This is a genomic window from Pseudooceanicola sp. (genome assembly GCF_041987405.1).
GTDB lineage: Bacteria > Pseudomonadota > Alphaproteobacteria > Rhodobacterales > Rhodobacteraceae > Pseudooceanicola.
Genome location: NZ_JBHIWR010000003.1, coordinates 400,851 through 419,601, shown reverse-complemented (window position 1 = coordinate 419,601; position 18,751 = coordinate 400,851). Strand labels below are relative to the sequence as shown.

The window sequence follows — 18,751 nt, the reverse complement described above, 5'->3', positions numbered from 1 at the left end:
TCTCTCCCTATTGATGGGGCAGAATGGCGCCCATCACGTTCCCGTCTGTTTCCTTCTGTGCATGGCGAGCGCGACAGCCGCGATCAGTATGAGACCCTGCACCACCTGCCGGACGGGTTGCGGCAGGCCAAGGAAGTTCAAAAGTGTGAATATGGCGGTCAAGGCGAGGGCGCCGCCAAGCGCGGCCGGGACCGACCCCTTGCCGCCCAGAAGCTGCGCGCCGCCAAGCACGGCGGCGGTGATCGCCTGAAGCTCGTACCCCGAACCGACGTCGGTGGACACGCCGGCAAATCCGCCCAGCAGGATGCCCGCAATTGCGCCGGACAGGCCCGACAGCATGAAGGCGACGATCCGGACCCGGTTCACCGCGACACCGGCCAGCCGTGCCGCCGCCGGATTGTCCCCGATGGCGTGGACATGGCGGCCCAGGTTGGTGCGGTGCATGGCCCAGGCAAGGGCGCCTACCACCACGATCAGCACGATGACCGAGACCGGAATGAACCGCACCAGCGGCACGTCGCGAATAAGTTCGCGCCCGAAGAACCGGAAGGTGTCGGGCAGATAGCCGCGCGGCGCGCCGCCCGACCACAGAAAGGCGAGGCCGTTCAGGGTGATCATCATGCCAAGCGTGGCGATGAGCGACGGAACCCGCAGGAAGCAGACGATCAATCCGTTGATCGCCCCCACGCCAAGGCCCAGGGTCAGCATCAGGGGGATCACCCAGTATGTCGCCGCGGGGTCGTTGTTGGTCAGCATCGAAGACCCGACCACGACCAGAGTGATGATAGAGCCAACCGAAAGGTCAAAGCCGCCGGAGACGATGACATAGACCTGCCCGGCGGCGAGGATGGCCAACGGCGCCGCGCGCTTGAGGAAATTCATGTACCCCGTCGGTTCGACGAAGCGCGGGTTCATGAAGATGATTGCGAGAACCAGCAGGACCAGCAGAACCCAGACCGGGTTGATCTGCTTCAGGCGGCTGCGCACCGTGGAGAATGGGGTTGCTTGGTCGGTCATGCCACGATCCGTTTCGATTTGATGGCATAGAAGGCGACGGCGGCCACGATGATCACGCCGCGCAGTACCTGCTTGGCGTAGCTGTCGACCCCGGCGATGTTGAACACCGAGTCGATGAGCGAGAAGATCAGCATCCCTGCCATCGTCCCCCAGATGCCGCCGCGCCCGCCGGCCAGAACCGTCCCGCCGATCACGACAACCGCGATGCTTTCCAGGTCATAGACCCCGTCGGACCCGATCCATGGCGCGCCCGAGCGCAAGCGGGAGGCGAGGTAGAGGCCCGCAATGGCCGCGCAGACCGAACAGATGATATGCGACAAGACCACGATGCGCCCGGTCTTGATCCCTGCAAAGCGCGCGGCCTCCTCGTTGCCCCCCACGGCGTAGATGTCCGAGCCGAATTTGGTAAAGCGCAGGACGATCCAGGCGAGGACCGAGAGGCCAGCCAGGAAGAGCAGCGCGAGGGGGAAGGGCCCGACCTCGCCATATGCGAATACCTGAAAGGCTGCGGGCACTTCGCCTGCGAAGTTCGACACGAAGGCGGACAGGCAGCCCTGGATGATAAGGCTCATCCCCAGTGTCGCGATCAGCGGGTTCACTTTCAGCCCGCTGATGATCAGCCCGTTCGCAAGTCCGACGAAGCCCCCCAGGGCGATCGCCGCAACGAGGGCAGGCAGGATCATCGCCGGGGAGCCATCCATAACCACCGAAGCCAGCACGGCGGTTGCGGAAATCAGGCTGGCGACGCTCAGGTCGATGGAGGCGACGAGGATGACGAAGGTCTGACCGATCGCCGTGATGCCAAGCGCGATGGAGCGCCCGAGGATCGCGATCAGGTTGTCGAAGGTCAGGTACTGTGTCTGCCCCGTCGCGATGGCGACACCGAGGTAGATCGCGAAGGCGCCCCCCAGCAGAAGGACGGGGGCCCAACGGTCGAACCGGAAGCTCTTGCGGACGGGCGGCGGGCTGTCGCTTGACGCGCTCATGCGGCCACCTCGTTTTCTGCCGTCGCCGCATGCATGATGTCCTGCTCGGATGCGCCATGCGGAAATTCGGCGACGATCCGTCCCGTTTGCATGACAAGCACGCGGTCGGCCGCGCCAATGACCTCCGGCAGGTCGGAGGAGATCATGAGGATCGCGGCGCCCTCGCGGGCCAGATCCCGCATCAGATGATAGATGCCGGCCTTGGAATTCACGTCGATGCCGCGTGTCGGCTCGATAAAGATCAGCAGTTTCGGCCGCATCGACAGCCAGCGGGCCACGATGGCCTTCTGCTGGTTGCCACCGGACAGGGCGCGGATCTCCTGCTCGTAGGAGGCGGCGCGGATCTCCATCTGATCGAGCAATCCATTCATCCGCCCGGTATCGGTGAGGGAATTGCGGCGGTCGCTGGACCACAGGGTCGCGAAGGCGCGGGAGGTCAGCATCCCGTTGTCGCGCACCGACTGCATCAGCACCAGCCCCTCGCTCTTGCGGTCGCCAGGTAGCAGCCCGATCCCGCCCATGATCGCCTCGCGCGGCGACTGGAACGAAACCGTGGCGCCTGCCAGCGTCACGTCCCCCCGCTCGAAAGGTGTCTGGCCGAACAATGCCATGGCCAGCGCCACGCGTCCGGCCCCCTGGATGCCGGCCAGGCCGACGATCTCTCCGGCCCGCACATCGAGATTGATATCCCGCAGGATCTCGTTGCCCGCGCCGCGCACGGTCAGGACCGGCTCGCCGATCTCTTCCGCGGTGGCGGGGGGGGCATAGAAATCCGCGATGTCGCGCCCGACCATCGCGCGGACAATCGCGTCGGGGGCAGGCACCTCGTCGAAACGGGCCGCGATCTCGCCGTCCTTGAGCACGGTGACACGGTCGGCAAGGCGCGCGATTTCCCGCATGCGGTGCGTGATATAGATGACAGCGACGCCCCGGTCGCGCAACGTGTCCACGGTCGCGAAGAGCTCTTCGCATTCGGCCTCGTTCAGCGCCGCGGTCGGCTCGTCCATCACGACGACGCGCGCATTGGTCGAGACCGCCTTTGCGATCTCCACGACCTGCTGGGTGGCCACGTCAAGATCACCTACTATTCGGTCGGGGTCTATGCGCCCGGCAGCCGCGAACAAGGCCAGCACCTCCCGGGTTTCGGCACGCATGCGCGCGCCGTCGATCAGGCCGAACCGGGTCCGGGGTTCGCGCCCGAGAAAGAGGTTCTGCGCCACGGTGCGTTCGGGCAGCAGCGAGAACTCCTGGTAGATGACGGAGATGCCCGCGCGAAGCGATTCGACCGGGTGGGCAAAATGCACGGCCTCGCCGTTCAACCGGACCTCCCCCGTATCAGCCTGGTAGACGCCCGACAGGATCTTGATCAGGGTCGATTTCCCGGCACCGTTCTCGCCGACCAGGGCCTGCACTTCGCCGGCCCGCACGTCGAAGCTGACACCGGACAGGGCCCGCACGCCGGGGAAGGTCTTGGTTATCCCCTCCATGGAGATCACGGGCGTGGTCATGCGGCCTCCCACGTCGCGCGGATGAAATCGTGCGCCTCGGTGAAGAGGGTTTCGAAATCGGGAAACAACGGCCGCCAGACCCGGGTGGCGGCGGCGAGTTCCGGAACACCGGCGCCGAAGGCCTCCACCACGACGTGGCCGTCAAACCCGGTCGCCTTCGCGGCCCGGAAAACAGCCGTGAAATCCACCTGTCCGCGTCCGGGGATGCCGCGATCGTTCTCGGAGACATGCAGGACGTGCATCTTGTCGCCCAGATGCCGGATCGCATCGCCCTGGTTCAGTTCCTCGATGTTGGCGTGGAAGGTGTCGTACATGATGCCAAAGGCCGGGTGATCGACACGGTCCGCATAGGCGCGGGCCTGTTCCATGGTGTTCAGGAAGTAGGTCTCGAACCGGTTGAGGTGCTCGAGGGCCAGGATGTAGCCGCCGCGCGCCGCCCGTTCGGCCATGGCCCGATGCGCGTCCACCCCGTTGGCGATCTCTTCTTCCGTCGGACCCTGGCCGGTGAAATGCCCGATCGGGGCATGGAACGGCCCGCCCACGGTCTCAGAGCCCAGGGCCTCGGCGCAGTCCTGAATCCAGTCGAGGTGGTCCAGCCCCCGTTGCCGGATCGCGGGATCGCCGGATAGCGGGTTGGCCGAGGGCTCCGGAATGATGGATGTCTGCGCGCGTCCCAGTCCGAGATCGCCAAGACGGTCGCCGAGCCATGCGTAATGATCGGGCCTGCCGCGCATCACCGGCACCTCGACATGATCGAAACCGATCTCGGCAAGGCGTTCGATCTGGGGCAGGTGGCTCTCGTCGATATGGCCGCCGAGGCACAGCAGGTTGATGCCGAGTTTCATGGCGACACCCAGTCACTGTCTTGGGCGGATGACCGGACGCAGGCGTCGATGAACCGCATGCCGTCCATGCCGTCCTCTAGTGTCGGGACCAGCAGATCGCCCGGTATCGCCTCGCCATGCCGATGTGCCCGGATCGCACGTGCGGCCTCGGAATAGAGGTTCGCGAAAGCCTCCAGATAGCCCTCGGGGTGCCCGCCCGGAATGCGGCTCGCCGCCGTGTTCGCCTCGGTCGCGCCTGCGCCGTTGCGAGTCAGCATCTGCTTTGGTGCGCCGAAGGGCGTGAACCACAACCGGTTCGGGTCCTCCTGCGACCAGTCCAGCCCGCCCTTGTCGCCGTAGACACGCAGGCGCAGGGCGTTCTCGTTGCCGGGCGCGACCTGGCTGCACCAGAGCATCCCCTTCGCGCCACCCTGCCAGCGCAGCAGGACATGGGCGTTTTCGTCGAGTGTGCGGCCCGCGCCGAAGACATCCAGATCAGCGGCCAGCTTGTCGAGCTTCAGGCCCGAAACGAAACACGCAAGGTTATAGGCATGGGTGCCGATATCGCCGATCGCGCCCCCCGCGCCGGAACGGGCCGGGTCGATGCGCCATTCGGCCTGCTTGCCCTCGGCGGCACCGGTCATCCAGTCCTGCGCATACTCCACATTCACCAGACGCACTGTCCCCAGATCGCCGTCCGCGATCATCTGGCGGGCCTGCCGGATCATCGGATAGCCGGTGTAATTATGTGTCAGCATGAACAGCGCCTTGGAGGCGCGCGCGGCATCGGCAAGCCGATGCGCATCTTCCATCGTGGCGGTCAGAGGCTTGTCGCAGATCACGTGAATGCCGCGCTCCAGAAACGCGATTGCCGCGTCCGCGTGAACGTGGTTCGGGGTCACGATGGCGACCGCTTCGATCCCGTCATCGCGTGCGGCTTCGGCCTCGGCCATATCCGTGAAACTGTCGTATCCGCGTGGCAGCACCAGGGCCTCGGCACTGGCGCGGGCCTTCTCCGGCGTGGAACTCAACGCGCCGGCGACAAGCGTGTAGTGCCCGTCAAGCCGCGCCGCGATCCGATGCACGCCCCCGATAAAGGCATCGGCGCCGCCGCCGACCATGCCCAGTCTGATCGGACCTTCGGCCATTACTCCTCCAGTCCCAGCATTCTGCGGTTGGCCGCGTCGTCCGCCCCGCCATCCGCAAAGTCGTCAAAGGCGCGTTCGGTCACGCGGATGATGTGGTCGCGCACGAACTTGGCACCCTCGCGGGCGCCGTCCTCAGGATGCTTGAGCGCACATTCCCACTCAACCACCGCCCAGCCGTCGAAGCCCATGGTCGTGAGCTTGGAAAAGATCGCGCCGAAATCGACCTGGCCGTCGCCCGGGCTGCGGAACCGCCCGGCGCGGTTCTGCCAGGACTGGTAGCCGCCATAGACACCCTGCTTGCCGGTCGGATTGAATTCGGCGTCCTTGACGTGGAACATGCCGATCCGCTCGCTGTAGTCGTCGAGGTGGGCGATGTAGTCGAGACACTGCAGCACATAATGCGACGGGTCATATAGCATGCGGGCACGCGGATGCTGTTTGACCCTGTCGAGGAACATCTCGAAACTGATCCCGTCGTGCAGGTCTTCGCCCGGGTGGATCTCGTAGCAGATGTCGATGCCGTTCTCTTCGGCGTGATCGAGGATGGGACGCCAGCGCGCGGCCAGCTCATCGAACGCCGCCTCGATCAGGCCTTCGGGCCGTTGCGGCCAGGGATAGACATATGGCCAGGCCAGGGCGCCGGAGAAGACACCAAGCGCGGACAGGCCAAGGTTGCGGGACGCGTCCAGCGCAAGCTTCACCTGCTGCACGGCCCAGGCCTGCCGTGCCTTGGGATCGCCCTGAACGGAGGTGTCGGCAAAGCCGTCGAAGGCAATGTCGTAGGCCGGGTGGACCGCAACAAGCTGACCCTGAAGGTGCGCCGAAAGCTCCGTCACGGCGATGCCATTCTCGGCGGCGGTGCCTTTGAACGTGTCGCAATAGTCGCGGGATGTTGCGGCGGTTTCGATGTCAAACAGGCGCTTGTCCCAGCTTGGCACCTGCACCCCGTCGTAGCCGCAATCCGCCGCCCAACGCGTGATCGCACCCCATTCGTTGAACGGCGCCTCGTCCGACGCGAACTGCGCCAGAAACAGGGCCGGACCCTTGATCGTCTTCATGACACCTCCCGTGGCGCCGACCTCCCCGGCACCATTGAAATCGATTACATCTGATTCACCACGCGATTGCAATGAATTTTGTAATCGATTACCAAACGACAGGATTTCGGAGGCCACATTATGCCAAGGGCAAGGATCAAGGACGTCGCGATGCTTGCCGGGGTGTCCACCGCCACCGTGAGCCGGACGCTGTCGTCGCCGGAGGCCGTCGGGCACGAGACGCAGGAAAAGGTCATGAAGGCCGTGAAGGCCACCGGCTACCGCATCAACGGGGCCGCGCGCGACCTGCGACAGCGCCGCGCCCGGTCGATCCTCATTCTTGCGCCGAACCTGTCCAACACCTTTTTCAGCCAGATCTTCGCAGCCATCCAGGAAGAAGCCAGCGCCGCCGGACTGACGGTGCAGATCTCGGACAGCCGTATCGGGCGCGACCGGCTTTTGTCACTGGGGTGGGACGGCCGGGCCGACGGGATCGTCCTGCTCGATGGCGGTCTCGATCCGGAGGTCGTCAATGGCTGGCACCTGCCCTTGATCCAGCTCAGCGAATGGAACGACGCCTACGATGCGCCCCGGTTGGGGATCGACAATCGTGCGGCTGCGGACCTTGCGGTAGACCACCTCGCCGGGTTGGGGCATCGCCGCCTTCTGCATGTCAGCGGCCCGCAGGAGAACATTCTGGCCGTCACGCGGCTGGAAGGCTTCCTCGCCGGAGCCGAGGAACGCGGGCTAGATCATTCCGTTTTCCACGGGGCCTTCACGCTGGAGGCGGGCGCGGAGGCGGCCCGGGACTGGTCGGCAATGCAGCCGCGTCCGACAGCGGTTTTCTGTGCCTCGGACGAATGCGCGCTCGGGTTCATATCGGAATGCGCCCACATGGGCCTGAAGGTGCCTGACGATGTCTCGGTCATGGGCTTCGACGACATCGATTTCGCGGATCGTTTCCTGCCGTCGCTCACCACGATCCGTCAGCCGCGCAACGAGATGGGCCGCGCGGCGGCAAATCAGTTGATCGGGATGATGCTAAAGGCGCGAGGCGAAGACCCCGGGCCGACACCCGAACCGCACCCCTCCGTCGACGCCACGCTGGTCCACCGGTCGTCTACTGGCCCTGCCGTTGCATGACGCATTGAGCGGTCCATAGTGACGCTGTGCATCTGACGTATGTCCCGCTCCGCGTCAAACAGCCAGGCCCGGTGATCTGGAACCTCGCTGATCATAGGCAGGCCTTGATCCTGAGGGGGCACGCGACATCCGCCTGGATCCTGGTGCCGCCTTGCCGGTCGGATGGCCCATGTGACCGGCCCGGCCGCCAGCCTTCAGTTCGAGGGGATGTTTTCCTTGAAGACAACCTGAAGCCGGGGCAGGTATTCCGGTTCCACCGTGCCGCGGACAGATGACGCAAGAAGCCGGATGATCTCCCGCGCTTCGACCCGTGGGTTCTGGTCGATCACCGCATCCATCGTCCGGTCCAGCAGCATCAACCGTGTCGCATCGGTCAGGTCGTGGCCGATAAAAACCATGTCACGTTCCTTGCGCGCCTCGCGCAGGGCCCGGGCGATCCCCTGGTTGCCGGAGCCGATGTTGTAGATGCCGCTGATATCCCCGCGCTCCAGCAGTTGCATCGTCTCCGCATAGGCGCGGTCGCGGTCGTCGCTGACCTCCGCCGTGCCGACAATGCGGATTTCCGGGAACTCCTCCGACAGGATCGACCGCACGCCCATCTCCCGCTCCTCATGGCCGCGATAGGCGAGGGAGCCGACAAAGACCGCCACGCGGTGCTGGCCGGGCGGCAGGAAGCGGCCCAGCAACAGACCGGCCAGCCGACCGGCGGCGCGGTTGTCGACGCCGACATAGCCCACCTTGTCCACGGTCGGGATGTCCGAAACCAGCGTGCCGATCCGCACCCCCGAGGCCGCCAACGCATTGATCGCCTCGCGCACCTGCGGATGGTCCAGCGCCACCAGCCCGACGGCATCCGTGCGCTGGCGCAGTTCAAACAGCTTGGCCGACAGCCGCTCGGGGTCGAAGCCCTCGATCTCGTGCAGGGTCGCGGTGACGTCGTCGCGCGCGTGGCTTTCCTGCATAAGATGCGTCTTCAGCGTCCGCATGAAGGAGTTGCTGCCCGCAGGCAGGACGAAATCCAGCCGCACGCTCTGTGTTGCAGGCGCTGCATCGACGGGGCCGAAATAGCCCAGCTTCCGGGCCACCTGCATGACGATATCGCGCGTGCGCGGCCGCACGCCGTCGCGGTCGTTCAGGACCCGATCCACCGTGGCCGAGGACACCCCGGCCTCGCGGGCGATCTGTGAAACGGTCGTGCGCATACTGAGCCTTTCTGATTCCGCTGAACATCATTTCACATCATTTTTCTGACGTGATGCAATCATTAATCGGCGCTTGGTCGCGTCATATCGCCTTTTTCGGACCATTTCTCCCTCAAATCAGGCGAAATGACGGAAAATGATTGCTTTTGATGATTGTGGCCGAGGTGAGGTCGTATGATGCTGTCCCTCATTGGAGACCGCGTCCGGGAGGGGCGCGACCAGGGAGGGAAAAATGACCCAACAACCGCGACTTTCGCGGCGCCGTTTCATGTCGGCCGCCGCCCAGACAACTGCGCTCGTCGCCTTGTCTTCGCCGCTCATCCTGCGGGCCGACCGGGCCCGCGCGGCCAGCGATCTTGCCGATGGCATGATCGGCGGCCCGACCGGCTTTGCCGGGGCGGAGCGTTACCAATACGGACCCGACACGCCCGAGGGGCGCGCGATTGAAGCCGCCAAGGCGCTCAAGGCTGCCGGCAAGGCACCGGAACGCATCGTTCTTGGCCTCTCCGATGGCTCCATCGGTCAGATCACGCAGCCCTTCCCCGAAGGCGCGCCGTCGGTCAAGGACCTGTGGGAACAGGAAACCGGCATCACGCTCGACATCGTCGGCGTGCCGAACGGCCAGGAATTCACCAAGGTGATGCAGGACGTCTCCACCAAGGGCGGCGGCTTTGACATCTACGCGGTCGAATGGAACCGCCTGGGCGATCTGGCCGAAACCGGCGGCATCGTGGCGCTGGATGATTTCGTCGCGGCGCACAAGCCTGAATGGGACGATCCCGAGCGTGGCTATGTGAACGGTGAACAGGGCGTGTCGCTGCTGAACCAATACCGCGGCTCGACCTACGGCGTCTCGCTCGACGGGGATTTCCAGACCTGGAACCACCGCACCGATCTGTTCAACGACCCGGCGGAGCAAAAGGCCTTCGCTGACAAGCACGGCTATGAACTGGCCCCGCCGAAGACCTGGAAGCAGCACGACGAGATCGCGGCCTTCTTCCACCGCCCGGATCAGGGGCTTTTCGGCTCCACCGACCTGCGCAACCAGGGCTGGGGTTATACCAACTGGTATCAGCGCTATGTCTCCATGGGCTCGCCGAACCAGTTCCTCTTTGCCGATGACGGCACGGCGCTGATCAATTCCGAGGCCGGCTGGACCGCGACCCAGGAATATATCGACAGCCTGTCGCATCATTCGCCCGACGCGATCAGCTGGGGCTGGCCGGAACAGTATGGCAACTTCGGCAGCGGCGGCGCGGCAATGACCTGTGCCTTCTCCAACCTGCCCAAGTTCCTCGACAATGCGGCGAACGACGGCTCCAAGGTTACTGGCAAGGTCGGCAGCCACCTGCCGCCGGGCCGTGAACATGACGACGGCATCTCCGCCCGCACCGTGCTGTGGCTGAACCTGACCGCCTGTGTCTCGTCCCAGTCCGAACACCCCGAAGCCGCCTATCTGCTGCTGCAGTGGCTCGGCTCCAGCCGGATCTACTCCTGGATGACGGCGAACCCGGGTGGCTACTTCGACCCGTTCCAGCTGGCCAACTTCGCCGATCCGCTGGTGCGCGAAACCTACCACGACTACCACATGGACGTGGTCCGCGAGAGCGTGAAGCGCACCGTGCCGACGATCAACTACCCCGGCGCCACGGCCTTCCACAACGCGCTGGACGAAAACCTGATGGCGGCGCTGACCGGCGGCATGGATGCCGAGGCGGCGATGGCCAATACGGAGCGTCAGTGGCAACGCATCGCCCGCCGCGTCGGCGAGGAGAAGCTGATCGAGGCCATCCAGGCCAACAAGGCCGCATGGCCGACCATCATGGATCCCGCGTCAAGCTGACCGGTTCCTCCCTGCGGGGCCGTCACTCCCGTCGGCCCCGCGACCTGATCGAGACTACACATCATGCAACGCTCACTCTCCTTCGAGATCTTCCGCTACGCCGCGATCTTCACCTTTCTCGCGCTGTCGCTCATCCCGACGATCTGGATGATCTCGATGGCGTTCAAACCGATCGCGGAATGGCAGGCCTCGGGTGCCAACCTCACCTGGTGGCCGGAAAATCCGACGCTCGACAATTTCCGTTTCATCTTCGGGGAAAGCGGATCGGACCTGATCGTCGCGCTGGAGCGCACGGCAGGCCGCCCGATCCTGGCCTCGCTGCTGGCCGCGACCTTCGGCACGGTGATCGCCATGACCGCCGGGACCGCAGCCGCCTACGGGCTGTCGCGCTTCGGGGCGGGGGGCAACCTGCCGCTGGCGCTGATCCAGCTCAGGATCTTCCCGCCGATGGCCGTGATGATCCCCGTGATGATCATGTGGGCCTTCCTCGGCCTGATCGACACCTGGTATGGCCTCGCGCTGATCTACGGCATCGTCACCATGCCCTTCAGCTTCTGGCTGATGAAGACTTTCTTTGATGACCTCCCGCGCGAGATCGAGGATGCCGCGCTGGTCGAGGGTTGTTCGCGCTGGCGCGTCTTTCTCAAGATCACGCTGCCGATGATGCGCCCGGCGCTGGCCTCCTCCGCGCTCTTCGTCTTCATCCTGAACTGGTCCGACTACCTGATCGCCCTGCTGCTGACGACGCGCGACTGGATCACGATCCCCGTCTACATGGCCTCGCTCAGCTCCTCGATGACCGGGCAGCTTTATGGCGCGAAGGCCGCGCTGGGCCTGATCGCCGCCGTGCCGCCCGTCATCATGGGCATCGCCATTCAGAAACAACTCGTCCGCGGCCTCACATTCGGAGCGCTGAAGGAATGACCGACATGACCACCGATACACTGCCCGCCGACCGGGGCGAGGACACCGCGCTGCACGGCGGGGCCGAGGAAAAGAAGCTGGGCTTCTGGCTGACACTTCCGGCACAGCTGCTGGTCCTGTTCATCGCGCTCTTCCCGATCCTGATGCAGGTCTATATCTCGCTGACCGACTGGTCGCCGCTGGACGGCATCCCCTGGTACCGCGCCTACGAGCTGTGGATCGGCCTGCTGAACTACACCGATCTGGCCGCCGACCCCCGCTTCTGGTCCGCCCTGTGGCGCACCTGCATCGTGATGGCGATCTGCGTGCCGGTGCAGTTCTTCCTCGGCCTCGGGCTGGCGATCCTCTTCGTCGACGACTTTCGCGGTAAGCGGGTGCTCTATTCCACAATCTTGGTGCCGATGATGGTGGTGCCCGCCGTGGCCGGTTACATGTTCTTCATGCTCTTCCAGTCGGGCGGGCCGGTGAACGACATCCTGTCCTTCTTCGCGGGCCGTCCGGTGACCATCGCCTGGCTCAGCGACCCCGACCTGGCGCTCTTTGCCACCATCGTGTCGGACATCTGGCAGTGGACGCCGCTGATGTTCCTGATCCTCCTGGCCGGCATGGTCTCGGTCCCGCAGGATCAGCAGATGGCGGCGGTGCTCCTGGGAGCGTCGTGGACCCGGCGGTTCTTCACCATCGTGCTGCCCCGGATGAAGACGATCATCATCATCGCCATCGCGATCCGGGTGATCGAGAACTTTAAGGTCTTCGACAACTTCTACATCATGACCGGGGGCGGCCCGGGCGTCGCGACCGAAACCATCTCCATCTATATCTACAAGGTCACCCAGCAGGAGCTGATCTGGGGCTATGTCGCGGCCATCGCGCTTGCCATCCTGATCGTCCTCTCCATCGTCTCGGCGCTGGCCATCAAGAAACTGAGGAACGCCCAATGACCGAGATCGTGATGCAGAACCTCGGCAAGGAATTCGGCGACTTCACCGCCCTGGCCGATATGGACCTGACCATCGGCTCCGGTGAGTTTGTGGCCCTGCTTGGCCCCTCGGGCTGCGGCAAGTCCACGACGATGAACATGATCGCCGGGATGCTGGACCCGACCCAGGGGGACATCCTCTTTGACGGGCGCAACATGAACGGCGTGCCGATGGCGAAACGCGGGGTGGGCTTCGTTTTTCAGAACTACGCGATCTTCACCCATATGACGGTGCGGGACAATCTGGCCTACGGGCTGAAATCCCAGGGCGTCGGCAAGGCCGAAACCAACCGCCGCGTCGGAGAGATTGCAGACCTGCTGCAACTGACCCCGATGCTGGACCGCAAGGCGGCGGGCCTGTCGGTGAACATCCTCCAACGCCTCGCCATCGGCCGGTCGGCGGTGGTGGAACCTGCGATCTTCTTGCTGGACGAGCCGCTGTCGAACGTCGACGCCGCCTTCCGTGCCGTGATGCGGGCCGAGCTGAAATCGCTGCAACGCCAGTTCAAGCAGACCATGGTCTATGTGACCCACGACCAGCTGGAGGCCATGACCATGGCCGACCGGATCGCGGTGATGGACCACGGGAAACTCCTTCAGGTCGGCACCCCGCTGGAGGTCTACAACCACCCCGCCGACACCTTTGTCGCGCGCTTCATCGGCGCGCCGGGGATGAACCTGCTGAAGGGCCGTGTGACCGGGGCCGACACCGGGCTGGTCGTCGATCTTGGCGCGGCGGGCCATTGCCCGGTGACCGGCGGGCAGGGGGGCGATGTGCTGTTCGGGTTCCGGCCGGAACAGGTCCACCCGGACCCGAGCGGCCCGCTGGAAATGCATGTGACCGTTGTCGAACGCATCGGCGCGCGCACGATCCTGCACCTGGCCGCGGGCGACCACGAGGCCAAGGCCGTGCTCGACAGCGAAACCCCGGTGCCGGATCAGGGCGAGCCGTTCCGCTTCCGCCTCGACGCGCAGGACGTACGCCTGTTCGACGCCGAAACTGAAAGGGCGCTCTGATGGCCTCGATTTCCTTCCGCAATGTGACCAAGCGGTTCGGCGATACCGTCGCCGTGGACAACGTGTCGCTCGATATCCGCGACAACGCCTTCTTCTGCCTCTTCGGTCCGCCGCTCTCGGGCAAGTCGACGATCCTCAAGCTGATCCTCGGGCTCGAAGCGCCGGACGAGGGCGAGATCCTGATCGACGGCCGCCCCGTCACCCATGTCAGCCCGGCACAGCGCAATGTGGCGATGGTGTTCCAGAACCTCGCGCTCTTCCCGCATATGTCGGCGTTGGACAACGTCCGCTTTCCGCTGGTCGAACGCCGCGAAGATCCCGCAAAGATCGAGGCGCGCGTCGCCGAGGTCAGCGAAAAGCTGCATATCGGGCACATCCTGCACAAACCCCCGGCACAACTGTCGGGCGGGGAGCGGCAGCGCGTCGCCATCGCCCGGGCGCTGGTGCGCGATCCCGTCGCCTATCTCATGGACGACCCGATCAGCGCGCTCGACGCCCGCCTGCGCGAGGAAACCCGCGTCGAACTGCGCCGTATCCAGCGCGAGATGGGCAAGACGCTGGTCTATGTGACCCACGACCAGGAGGAGGCGATGTCCGTCGCCGATGGCATGGCCGTCTTCGAAAACGGCAAGGTGCGCCAGACCGGCACGCCGGAGGAGCTCTACCGCAGCCCCAATTCCACCTATGTGGCCGGGATGCTGGGCGCGCCCGCGATGAACGTGGTGCCCATGGCGCTGGCCTCGCGGATGCAGGTGGCCTCCGCCCCCGACCGGGCCGACAGCCTGGGCGTGCGGCCGGAAAACCTGCGGGTCAGCGACGGCGACACCGCCGAGATCATCGAGGTCGAACCGCTGGGCGGCTTCACCACATTGGGGCTGTCGCTGGAGGGCACGGATCTGCGTGTCACCCTGCGCGGGCAGCCGAAATTCACCACCGGCCAGAGGGTCGGCCTGACGGTCGATGCCGGACGGGCCCATTTTTTCGATGCCGGTGGCGCCGCGATCGCGGCACATTGAAGACAGGGAGAGGGAGGAAATTATGAAAGATTTCGCCTACAGGCCGGACCCGGAGGTCCGCGTGCGCAAATACAAGATCGGCGCGATTGGCGCGGGCATGATCATGGCCGATTGCCATCTCGCCGCCTATGACGAGGCCGGGTTCCCCGTCCACGCCATCGCGTCCCGGACCAAGGCCAATGCGCAGGCCGTGGCAGACCGTTGGAACATCGGCACCGTGCATGACACGCCCGAGGCGCTGATCAACGATCCGGAGGTCGAGATCGTCGACATCGCCTATCCCCCCGACCAGCAGCCCGCCCTGATCCGCAAGGCGCTCGCCGCCCCGCACGTCAAGGCGATCCTCGCGCAGAAGCCGCTGGCCCTGTCGCTGGAGGAAGCGCGCGCGCTCAGGGACGAGGCCAAGGCGGCGGGCAAGCCGCTCAGCGTCAACCAGAACATGCGCTACGACCAGTCGATGCAGGTGCTCAAGCAGATCCTCGACCGCGGCGCCATCGGCGATCCGGTCTTCGCCCAAATCGACATGCACGCGATCCCGCACTGGCAGGGTTTCCTCGAAGGCTACGACCGCCTGACCCTGTCCAACATGTCGGTGCACCACCTGGACGCGCTGCGCTTCCTCTTCGGCGATCCGGAGGAGGTCACGACCCTCACCCGCACCGACCCGCGCACGCAGTTCGACCATTCCGACGGGATCGTCATCACCACGATGCGCTTCCCCTCCGGCCTCATGGCGCTCAGCACCGAAGACGTCTGGTCCGGCCCGCGCGAAGGGGGCTACGAGGACGACCAGCACATCACCTGGCGCGTCGAGGGGACCAAGGGGGTGGCCAAGGGCACGATCGGCTGGCCGACCGGCGCGGCCTCGACCCTGTCCTACAACGGGATCGAAGAAACGAACGGCAAGTGGGTCACCCCCGAATGGGACACGATGTGGTTCCCGCATGCCTTCATCGGCGTGATGGAGCAGCTCCAGCACGCCGTCGACACCGGCACGACGCCGGTCCTGAACGTTGCCGACAACGTCCGCACCATGGCGCTTGTCGAAACGGCTTACCAATCCATCGAAGAGGGTCGGACGATCAAGCTCGACCTGTCCAAAGACTGAGGGAGGACACACATCATGATGCCTGTTGGAATTTTCTCGGGGTATTTCCCCTACGACGTGAAAAAGACCTGTGAGGTCATCAAGGGCCACGGGTTCAGCACCGTGCAGCTTGACCTGCATTTCAAGGATATCGACGTCAGCGAAGGTCAGATGACGCCTGAGAAGTGCCGCACCATCCGCGACACCTTCCGCGACCATGACCTGCCGATCTGCGCGATCTCGGGCTACACGAACATCGTTCACCCCGATGCCGGAACCCGCAAGGAACGTCTGGCCCGCCTGAAGGAACTGATCGCCCATGCGCAGTACCTGGGCACGCCCTATGTGATCTCGGAAACCGGGACCTTCGACACGGAATCCGACTGGGTCCACCACCCGAAGAACAAGACCGAAGAGGGCTGGGAAGACTGCCGCAACGTGATCTCGGACCTGGCGCAGTTCGCCTATGATCACGGCTCGGTCTTCCTGCTGGAAACCTACGTCAACAACGTCGTGGGCAGTGTCGAGGAAACCCTGCGCATGTTCGCCGAAGTCGATCATCCGGGCCTCGGCCTGCTGATGGACCCGACCAACTATTTCGAGGCCCACAACATCGACGACATGGACCGGATCCTGAACCATGTCTTCGACGCGCTGTCGGACAAGATCTGCATCGCCCATGCCAAGGACGTGAAACGCTCCGGCGACGACAAGGCCGAAAAGCACGCCGATATCGGCGATGACTCGGCCGCCGAAAGCCACACCTTCCGCGGTGTCGGCGAGATCGAGCTGCCGGCCCCCGGCCTCGGCGAGCTGAACTACGATCTCTACTTCCAGCGTCTGGCGAAAAAGCATCCGAACATCCCGATGATCATCGAACACCTGGACGAGGCCGATGTGCCGCGCGCCAAGAAGTTCATCGACGACAAGATGAAAGCCAACGGCTGCTGAGCCACCCCGGCGGGCCGGTCTGACCCGGCTCGCCCCTTCCAAGATCGAAATCAAGAAGCGCCCCGGTCCAGCGGCGGCGAACGGAGTAGTCATGGTCAAGCTTTATGGCAAGAACCTGAAAAGGGCAGAGGCCGAGGCGCTGAGCGGCTCGCTCGGCCACGCGGCCGGTGTCCGCCTGATGACGCTGGAGGACGGGCTGGAACGCGGAAACCGCATGCTGGAGTTTCGCACCGGCAGCGGCCTGCGCTTCACCGTGCTGGTCGACCGCTGCATGGACATCGCAGAGTGTGAACACAACGGCCGCGCCATCGGCTGGCATTCCCCCGCCGGGTTCCGCCATCCATCGCTGCACGACTACGAAGGCGAGGGCGGCCTGGGCTGGATGCGCAGCTTCTCCGGCCTGATGGTGACCTGCGGGCTGGATCACATCCTTTTCATGCACGAGGCCGAGACGCCGGAATATGTCTACGGCCCCCGCCAGACCGCGAAACACTCCCTGCACGGCCGCGCCGGGACCATTCCCGCCAGGCTCACCGGCTATGGCGAGGCATGGGACGGCGATACCTGCACCCTCTGGGCCGAGGGCGTCGTGACCCAGGGCACCGTCTTTGGCGAACACCTGGAACTGCACCGCCGGATCGAGGTCGAGGTGGGCAGCGACGAGATCCGCCTGACCGACCGCGTGGTGAACCGCGGCTTCTACGAGACGCCGCATATGTTCTGCTACCACATCAACGTCGGCCACCCCGTGGTGGAGGAGGGCGCGCGCTACCTCGCCCCGATCCGCGATGTGGTCTGGGCCGCGCATGAGGAAGAGTACGAAAAACAGGGGGTTGGCTATCGCCAGCTGCCCGCCCCGCAGATGGGCTTCCATGAACAGGTCTGGCAGCACGAGATGGGCGCAGACGCCGAGGGGCGCGTGCCCGTGGCGCTGGTCAATGACCGGATGGGGCTGGGCTTCATGGTCACCACGCGAAAGGACCAGTTCCCCTGCATGTACGAATGGCAGAACCTTCAGGCCGGGCAATATGCCGTGGGCATCGAACCCTCGACCAACCATGTCACCGGCAACGGCGGCGCGCGCGAACGTGGCGAGCTGATCCGCCTGAGCCATGGCGAGGAATGCCGCTACGACACCACCTTCACCATCCTGCCCGATGCCGCGGCCATCGCCGGGGCGGAGGCCGCGATCAGTGCCATCGCGACGCAGCCGGATCAGGATTACCCCGCCCCCTCGGGCAACTTCCAACCGATCGGAGGCCGCTCATGAACCGCGAAACACCCATGGCCAGGACCACCGGCCAGGGCCGTCTGGCCGGGCGCCGGGTGCTTTATACCGGTGCCTCCGGGGGGCTGGGCCATCAAACCACGCTCGACATGTTGGCCGAAGGGGCGGAGGTCTTCGCCCTCGACCGTGACCATTCCAAGAACGAGAGCCTGCTGGCGGACACGCCCAAGGGCGAAGCCGCTCGCCTGCATCTGCTGGAAATGGACCTGACCGATCAGGCGGCGCTGGAATCCAAGCTGGCCGAGATCACGGCGGACAGCCCGCTGGATGTGGTCATCAACAACGCCGCCATCTACCCCTCGAAGCCCTTCGAGGACTATTCGATGGAGGAACTGCGCCAGGTCCATGCGGTCAACGTCGAGGCGGCGCTGATCTGCACCCGCGCGGCGCTGCCCGGGATGCGGGATCAGGGCTGGGGCCGGATCATCAACGTCACCTCCATCACCCTGACCGGCGGGTGGGAAAACCTCGCCCCCTATGTCCAGTCCAAGGGCTCGCTCCTGGGTCTGACGCGGGCCTGGGCGCGGGAGTTCGGGAAATGGGGCATCACCTGCAATGCCATCGCACCGGGGGCCTTTCCGACGGATGCCGAAAAGATCCACCCGGACCCCGAGGGCTACCGCAAGTTCGTGCTCGACCATCAGGCGGTCAAACGGCGCGGCACCCCGCATGACATCGCCGCCGCGATCCTCTTCCTCGCCTCCGACGAGGCGGGCTTCATCACCGGGCAGAACCTGGCCGTCGACGGCGGCTGGAACATGTCCTGACACCTCCAACCCTG

The 18,751-nt window shown here is 65.0% G+C and carries 17 protein-coding genes; 10 read left to right on the top strand and 7 right to left on the bottom strand.

What is annotated here, in order from left to right; genetic code table 11:
• Positions 1-33: 33 nt before the first annotated feature.
• The 6 genes from ACFC2Y_RS10060 to ACFC2Y_RS10035 are packed head-to-tail and all read right to left on the bottom strand — an operon-like array spanning position 34 to position 6,541.
• On the bottom strand, positions 34-1,017 hold the full coding sequence (locus tag ACFC2Y_RS10060) for an ABC transporter permease (RefSeq protein ID WP_375174622.1): 984 nt from the start codon (positions 1,015-1,017) through the stop codon (positions 34-36).
• Positions 1,014-2,003 carry an ABC transporter permease gene (locus tag ACFC2Y_RS10055; RefSeq protein WP_375174623.1) on the bottom strand — a complete coding sequence of 330 codons (990 nt, stop codon included), beginning with the start codon at positions 2,001-2,003 and terminating at the stop codon, positions 1,014-1,016. Before ACFC2Y_RS10055 ends, ACFC2Y_RS10060 begins: the two co-directional genes overlap by 4 nt.
• Positions 2,000-3,511, bottom strand: a complete 1,512-nt coding sequence (locus ACFC2Y_RS10050; RefSeq protein ID WP_375174624.1) for a sugar ABC transporter ATP-binding protein — start codon at positions 3,509-3,511, stop codon at positions 2,000-2,002. The genes ACFC2Y_RS10055 and ACFC2Y_RS10050 overlap by 4 nt, the downstream gene beginning before the upstream one ends.
• Positions 3,508-4,356, bottom strand: coding sequence for a sugar phosphate isomerase/epimerase family protein (locus ACFC2Y_RS10045; protein ID WP_375174625.1), 849 nt, complete (start codon positions 4,354-4,356; stop codon positions 3,508-3,510). Before ACFC2Y_RS10045 ends, ACFC2Y_RS10050 begins: the two co-directional genes overlap by 4 nt.
• Positions 4,353-5,483, bottom strand: coding sequence for a Gfo/Idh/MocA family protein (locus tag ACFC2Y_RS10040; RefSeq protein ID WP_375174626.1), 1,131 nt, complete (start codon positions 5,481-5,483; stop codon positions 4,353-4,355). The genes ACFC2Y_RS10045 and ACFC2Y_RS10040 overlap by 4 nt, the downstream gene beginning before the upstream one ends.
• A complete protein-coding gene (locus tag ACFC2Y_RS10035) occupies positions 5,483-6,541 on the bottom strand; it encodes a sugar phosphate isomerase/epimerase family protein (RefSeq protein WP_375174627.1) in 1,059 nt (352 codons plus the stop codon). The genes ACFC2Y_RS10040 and ACFC2Y_RS10035 overlap by 1 nt, the downstream gene beginning before the upstream one ends.
• A gap of 120 nt (positions 6,542-6,661) precedes the next feature.
• Between ACFC2Y_RS10035 and ACFC2Y_RS10030 the strand changes: the two genes are divergently transcribed.
• Complete coding sequence (locus ACFC2Y_RS10030) at positions 6,662-7,663, top strand: LacI family DNA-binding transcriptional regulator (RefSeq protein WP_375174628.1); 1,002 nt, start codon at positions 6,662-6,664, stop codon at positions 7,661-7,663.
• 194 nt (positions 7,664-7,857) lie between these two features.
• Here the strand turns inward: ACFC2Y_RS10030 and ACFC2Y_RS10025 are convergent, their stop codons facing one another.
• The gene (locus ACFC2Y_RS10025) at positions 7,858-8,865 is read right to left on the bottom strand and encodes a LacI family DNA-binding transcriptional regulator (protein ID WP_375174629.1); all 1,008 of its coding nucleotides are present in this window, start codon (positions 8,863-8,865) and stop codon (positions 7,858-7,860) included.
• A gap of 232 nt (positions 8,866-9,097) precedes the next feature.
• On the opposite strand from ACFC2Y_RS10025, the gene ACFC2Y_RS10020 reads away from it, so the two are divergent.
• The 9 genes from ACFC2Y_RS10020 to ACFC2Y_RS09980 all read left to right on the top strand — a co-directional run bounded on the left by ACFC2Y_RS10020 (position 9,098) and on the right by ACFC2Y_RS09980 (position 18,737).
• The gene (locus ACFC2Y_RS10020) at positions 9,098-10,708 is read left to right on the top strand and encodes an extracellular solute-binding protein (RefSeq protein ID WP_375186435.1); all 1,611 of its coding nucleotides are present in this window, start codon (positions 9,098-9,100) and stop codon (positions 10,706-10,708) included.
• Positions 10,709-10,771: 63 nt separating this feature from the next.
• The gene (locus ACFC2Y_RS10015) at positions 10,772-11,632 is read left to right on the top strand and encodes a carbohydrate ABC transporter permease (RefSeq protein ID WP_375174631.1); all 861 of its coding nucleotides are present in this window, start codon (positions 10,772-10,774) and stop codon (positions 11,630-11,632) included.
• Positions 11,633-11,637: 5 nt separating this feature from the next.
• The gene (locus ACFC2Y_RS10010; RefSeq protein ID WP_375174632.1) at positions 11,638-12,573 is read left to right on the top strand and encodes a carbohydrate ABC transporter permease; all 936 of its coding nucleotides are present in this window, start codon (positions 11,638-11,640) and stop codon (positions 12,571-12,573) included.
• Positions 12,570-13,628, top strand: coding sequence for an ABC transporter ATP-binding protein (locus ACFC2Y_RS10005; RefSeq protein ID WP_375174633.1), 1,059 nt, complete (start codon positions 12,570-12,572; stop codon positions 13,626-13,628). Before ACFC2Y_RS10010 ends, ACFC2Y_RS10005 begins: the two co-directional genes overlap by 4 nt.
• A complete protein-coding gene (locus ACFC2Y_RS10000; protein ID WP_375174634.1) occupies positions 13,628-14,644 on the top strand; it encodes an ABC transporter ATP-binding protein in 1,017 nt (338 codons plus the stop codon). Before ACFC2Y_RS10005 ends, ACFC2Y_RS10000 begins: the two co-directional genes overlap by 1 nt.
• A 22-nt stretch (positions 14,645-14,666) precedes the next feature.
• Entirely contained in the window at positions 14,667-15,752 is a 1,086-nt protein-coding gene (locus ACFC2Y_RS09995) for a Gfo/Idh/MocA family protein (protein ID WP_375174635.1), read from the top strand.
• Positions 15,753-15,767: 15 nt separating this feature from the next.
• Positions 15,768-16,682 (top strand): sugar phosphate isomerase/epimerase family protein, encoded by a 915-nt coding sequence (locus ACFC2Y_RS09990; RefSeq protein ID WP_375174636.1) that lies wholly within the window; start codon positions 15,768-15,770, stop codon positions 16,680-16,682.
• Between the two features lie 91 nt (positions 16,683-16,773).
• The gene (locus ACFC2Y_RS09985) at positions 16,774-17,952 is read left to right on the top strand and encodes an aldose 1-epimerase family protein (protein WP_375174637.1); all 1,179 of its coding nucleotides are present in this window, start codon (positions 16,774-16,776) and stop codon (positions 17,950-17,952) included.
• Positions 17,949-18,737: an SDR family NAD(P)-dependent oxidoreductase gene (locus ACFC2Y_RS09980; RefSeq protein ID WP_375174638.1), complete on the top strand. Its 789-nt coding sequence runs from the start codon at positions 17,949-17,951 to the stop codon at positions 18,735-18,737. The genes ACFC2Y_RS09985 and ACFC2Y_RS09980 overlap by 4 nt, the downstream gene beginning before the upstream one ends.
• The last annotated feature ends 14 nt before the right edge of the window (positions 18,738-18,751 follow it).

Coding starts and splice junctions, on each gene's coding strand:
- ACFC2Y_RS10015 (WP_375174631.1), top strand. CDS start 10,772: ATGCAACGCTCACTCTCCTTCGAGATCTTCCGCTACGCCGCGATCTTC.
- ACFC2Y_RS10030 (WP_375174628.1), top strand. CDS start 6,662: ATGCCAAGGGCAAGGATCAAGGACGTCGCGATGCTTGCCGGGGTGTCC.
- ACFC2Y_RS10000 (WP_375174634.1), top strand. CDS start 13,628: ATGGCCTCGATTTCCTTCCGCAATGTGACCAAGCGGTTCGGCGATACC.
- ACFC2Y_RS10025 (WP_375174629.1), bottom strand. CDS start 8,865: ATGCGCACGACCGTTTCACAGATCGCCCGCGAGGCCGGGGTGTCCTCG.
- ACFC2Y_RS10050 (WP_375174624.1), bottom strand. CDS start 3,511: ATGACCACGCCCGTGATCTCCATGGAGGGGATAACCAAGACCTTCCCC.
- ACFC2Y_RS10010 (WP_375174632.1), top strand. CDS start 11,638: ATGACCACCGATACACTGCCCGCCGACCGGGGCGAGGACACCGCGCTG.
- ACFC2Y_RS10035 (WP_375174627.1), bottom strand. CDS start 6,541: ATGAAGACGATCAAGGGTCCGGCCCTGTTTCTGGCGCAGTTCGCGTCG.
- ACFC2Y_RS10020 (WP_375186435.1), top strand. CDS start 9,098: ATGACCCAACAACCGCGACTTTCGCGGCGCCGTTTCATGTCGGCCGCC.
- ACFC2Y_RS10045 (WP_375174625.1), bottom strand. CDS start 4,356: ATGAAACTCGGCATCAACCTGCTGTGCCTCGGCGGCCATATCGACGAG.
- ACFC2Y_RS09995 (WP_375174635.1), top strand. CDS start 14,667: ATGAAAGATTTCGCCTACAGGCCGGACCCGGAGGTCCGCGTGCGCAAA.
- ACFC2Y_RS10005 (WP_375174633.1), top strand. CDS start 12,570: ATGACCGAGATCGTGATGCAGAACCTCGGCAAGGAATTCGGCGACTTC.
- ACFC2Y_RS10055 (WP_375174623.1), bottom strand. CDS start 2,003: ATGAGCGCGTCAAGCGACAGCCCGCCGCCCGTCCGCAAGAGCTTCCGG.
- ACFC2Y_RS10060 (WP_375174622.1), bottom strand. CDS start 1,017: ATGACCGACCAAGCAACCCCATTCTCCACGGTGCGCAGCCGCCTGAAG.
- ACFC2Y_RS09985 (WP_375174637.1), top strand. CDS start 16,774: ATGGTCAAGCTTTATGGCAAGAACCTGAAAAGGGCAGAGGCCGAGGCG.
- ACFC2Y_RS10040 (WP_375174626.1), bottom strand. CDS start 5,483: ATGGCCGAAGGTCCGATCAGACTGGGCATGGTCGGCGGCGGCGCCGAT.
- ACFC2Y_RS09980 (WP_375174638.1), top strand. CDS start 17,949: ATGAACCGCGAAACACCCATGGCCAGGACCACCGGCCAGGGCCGTCTG.
- ACFC2Y_RS09990 (WP_375174636.1), top strand. CDS start 15,768: ATGATGCCTGTTGGAATTTTCTCGGGGTATTTCCCCTACGACGTGAAA.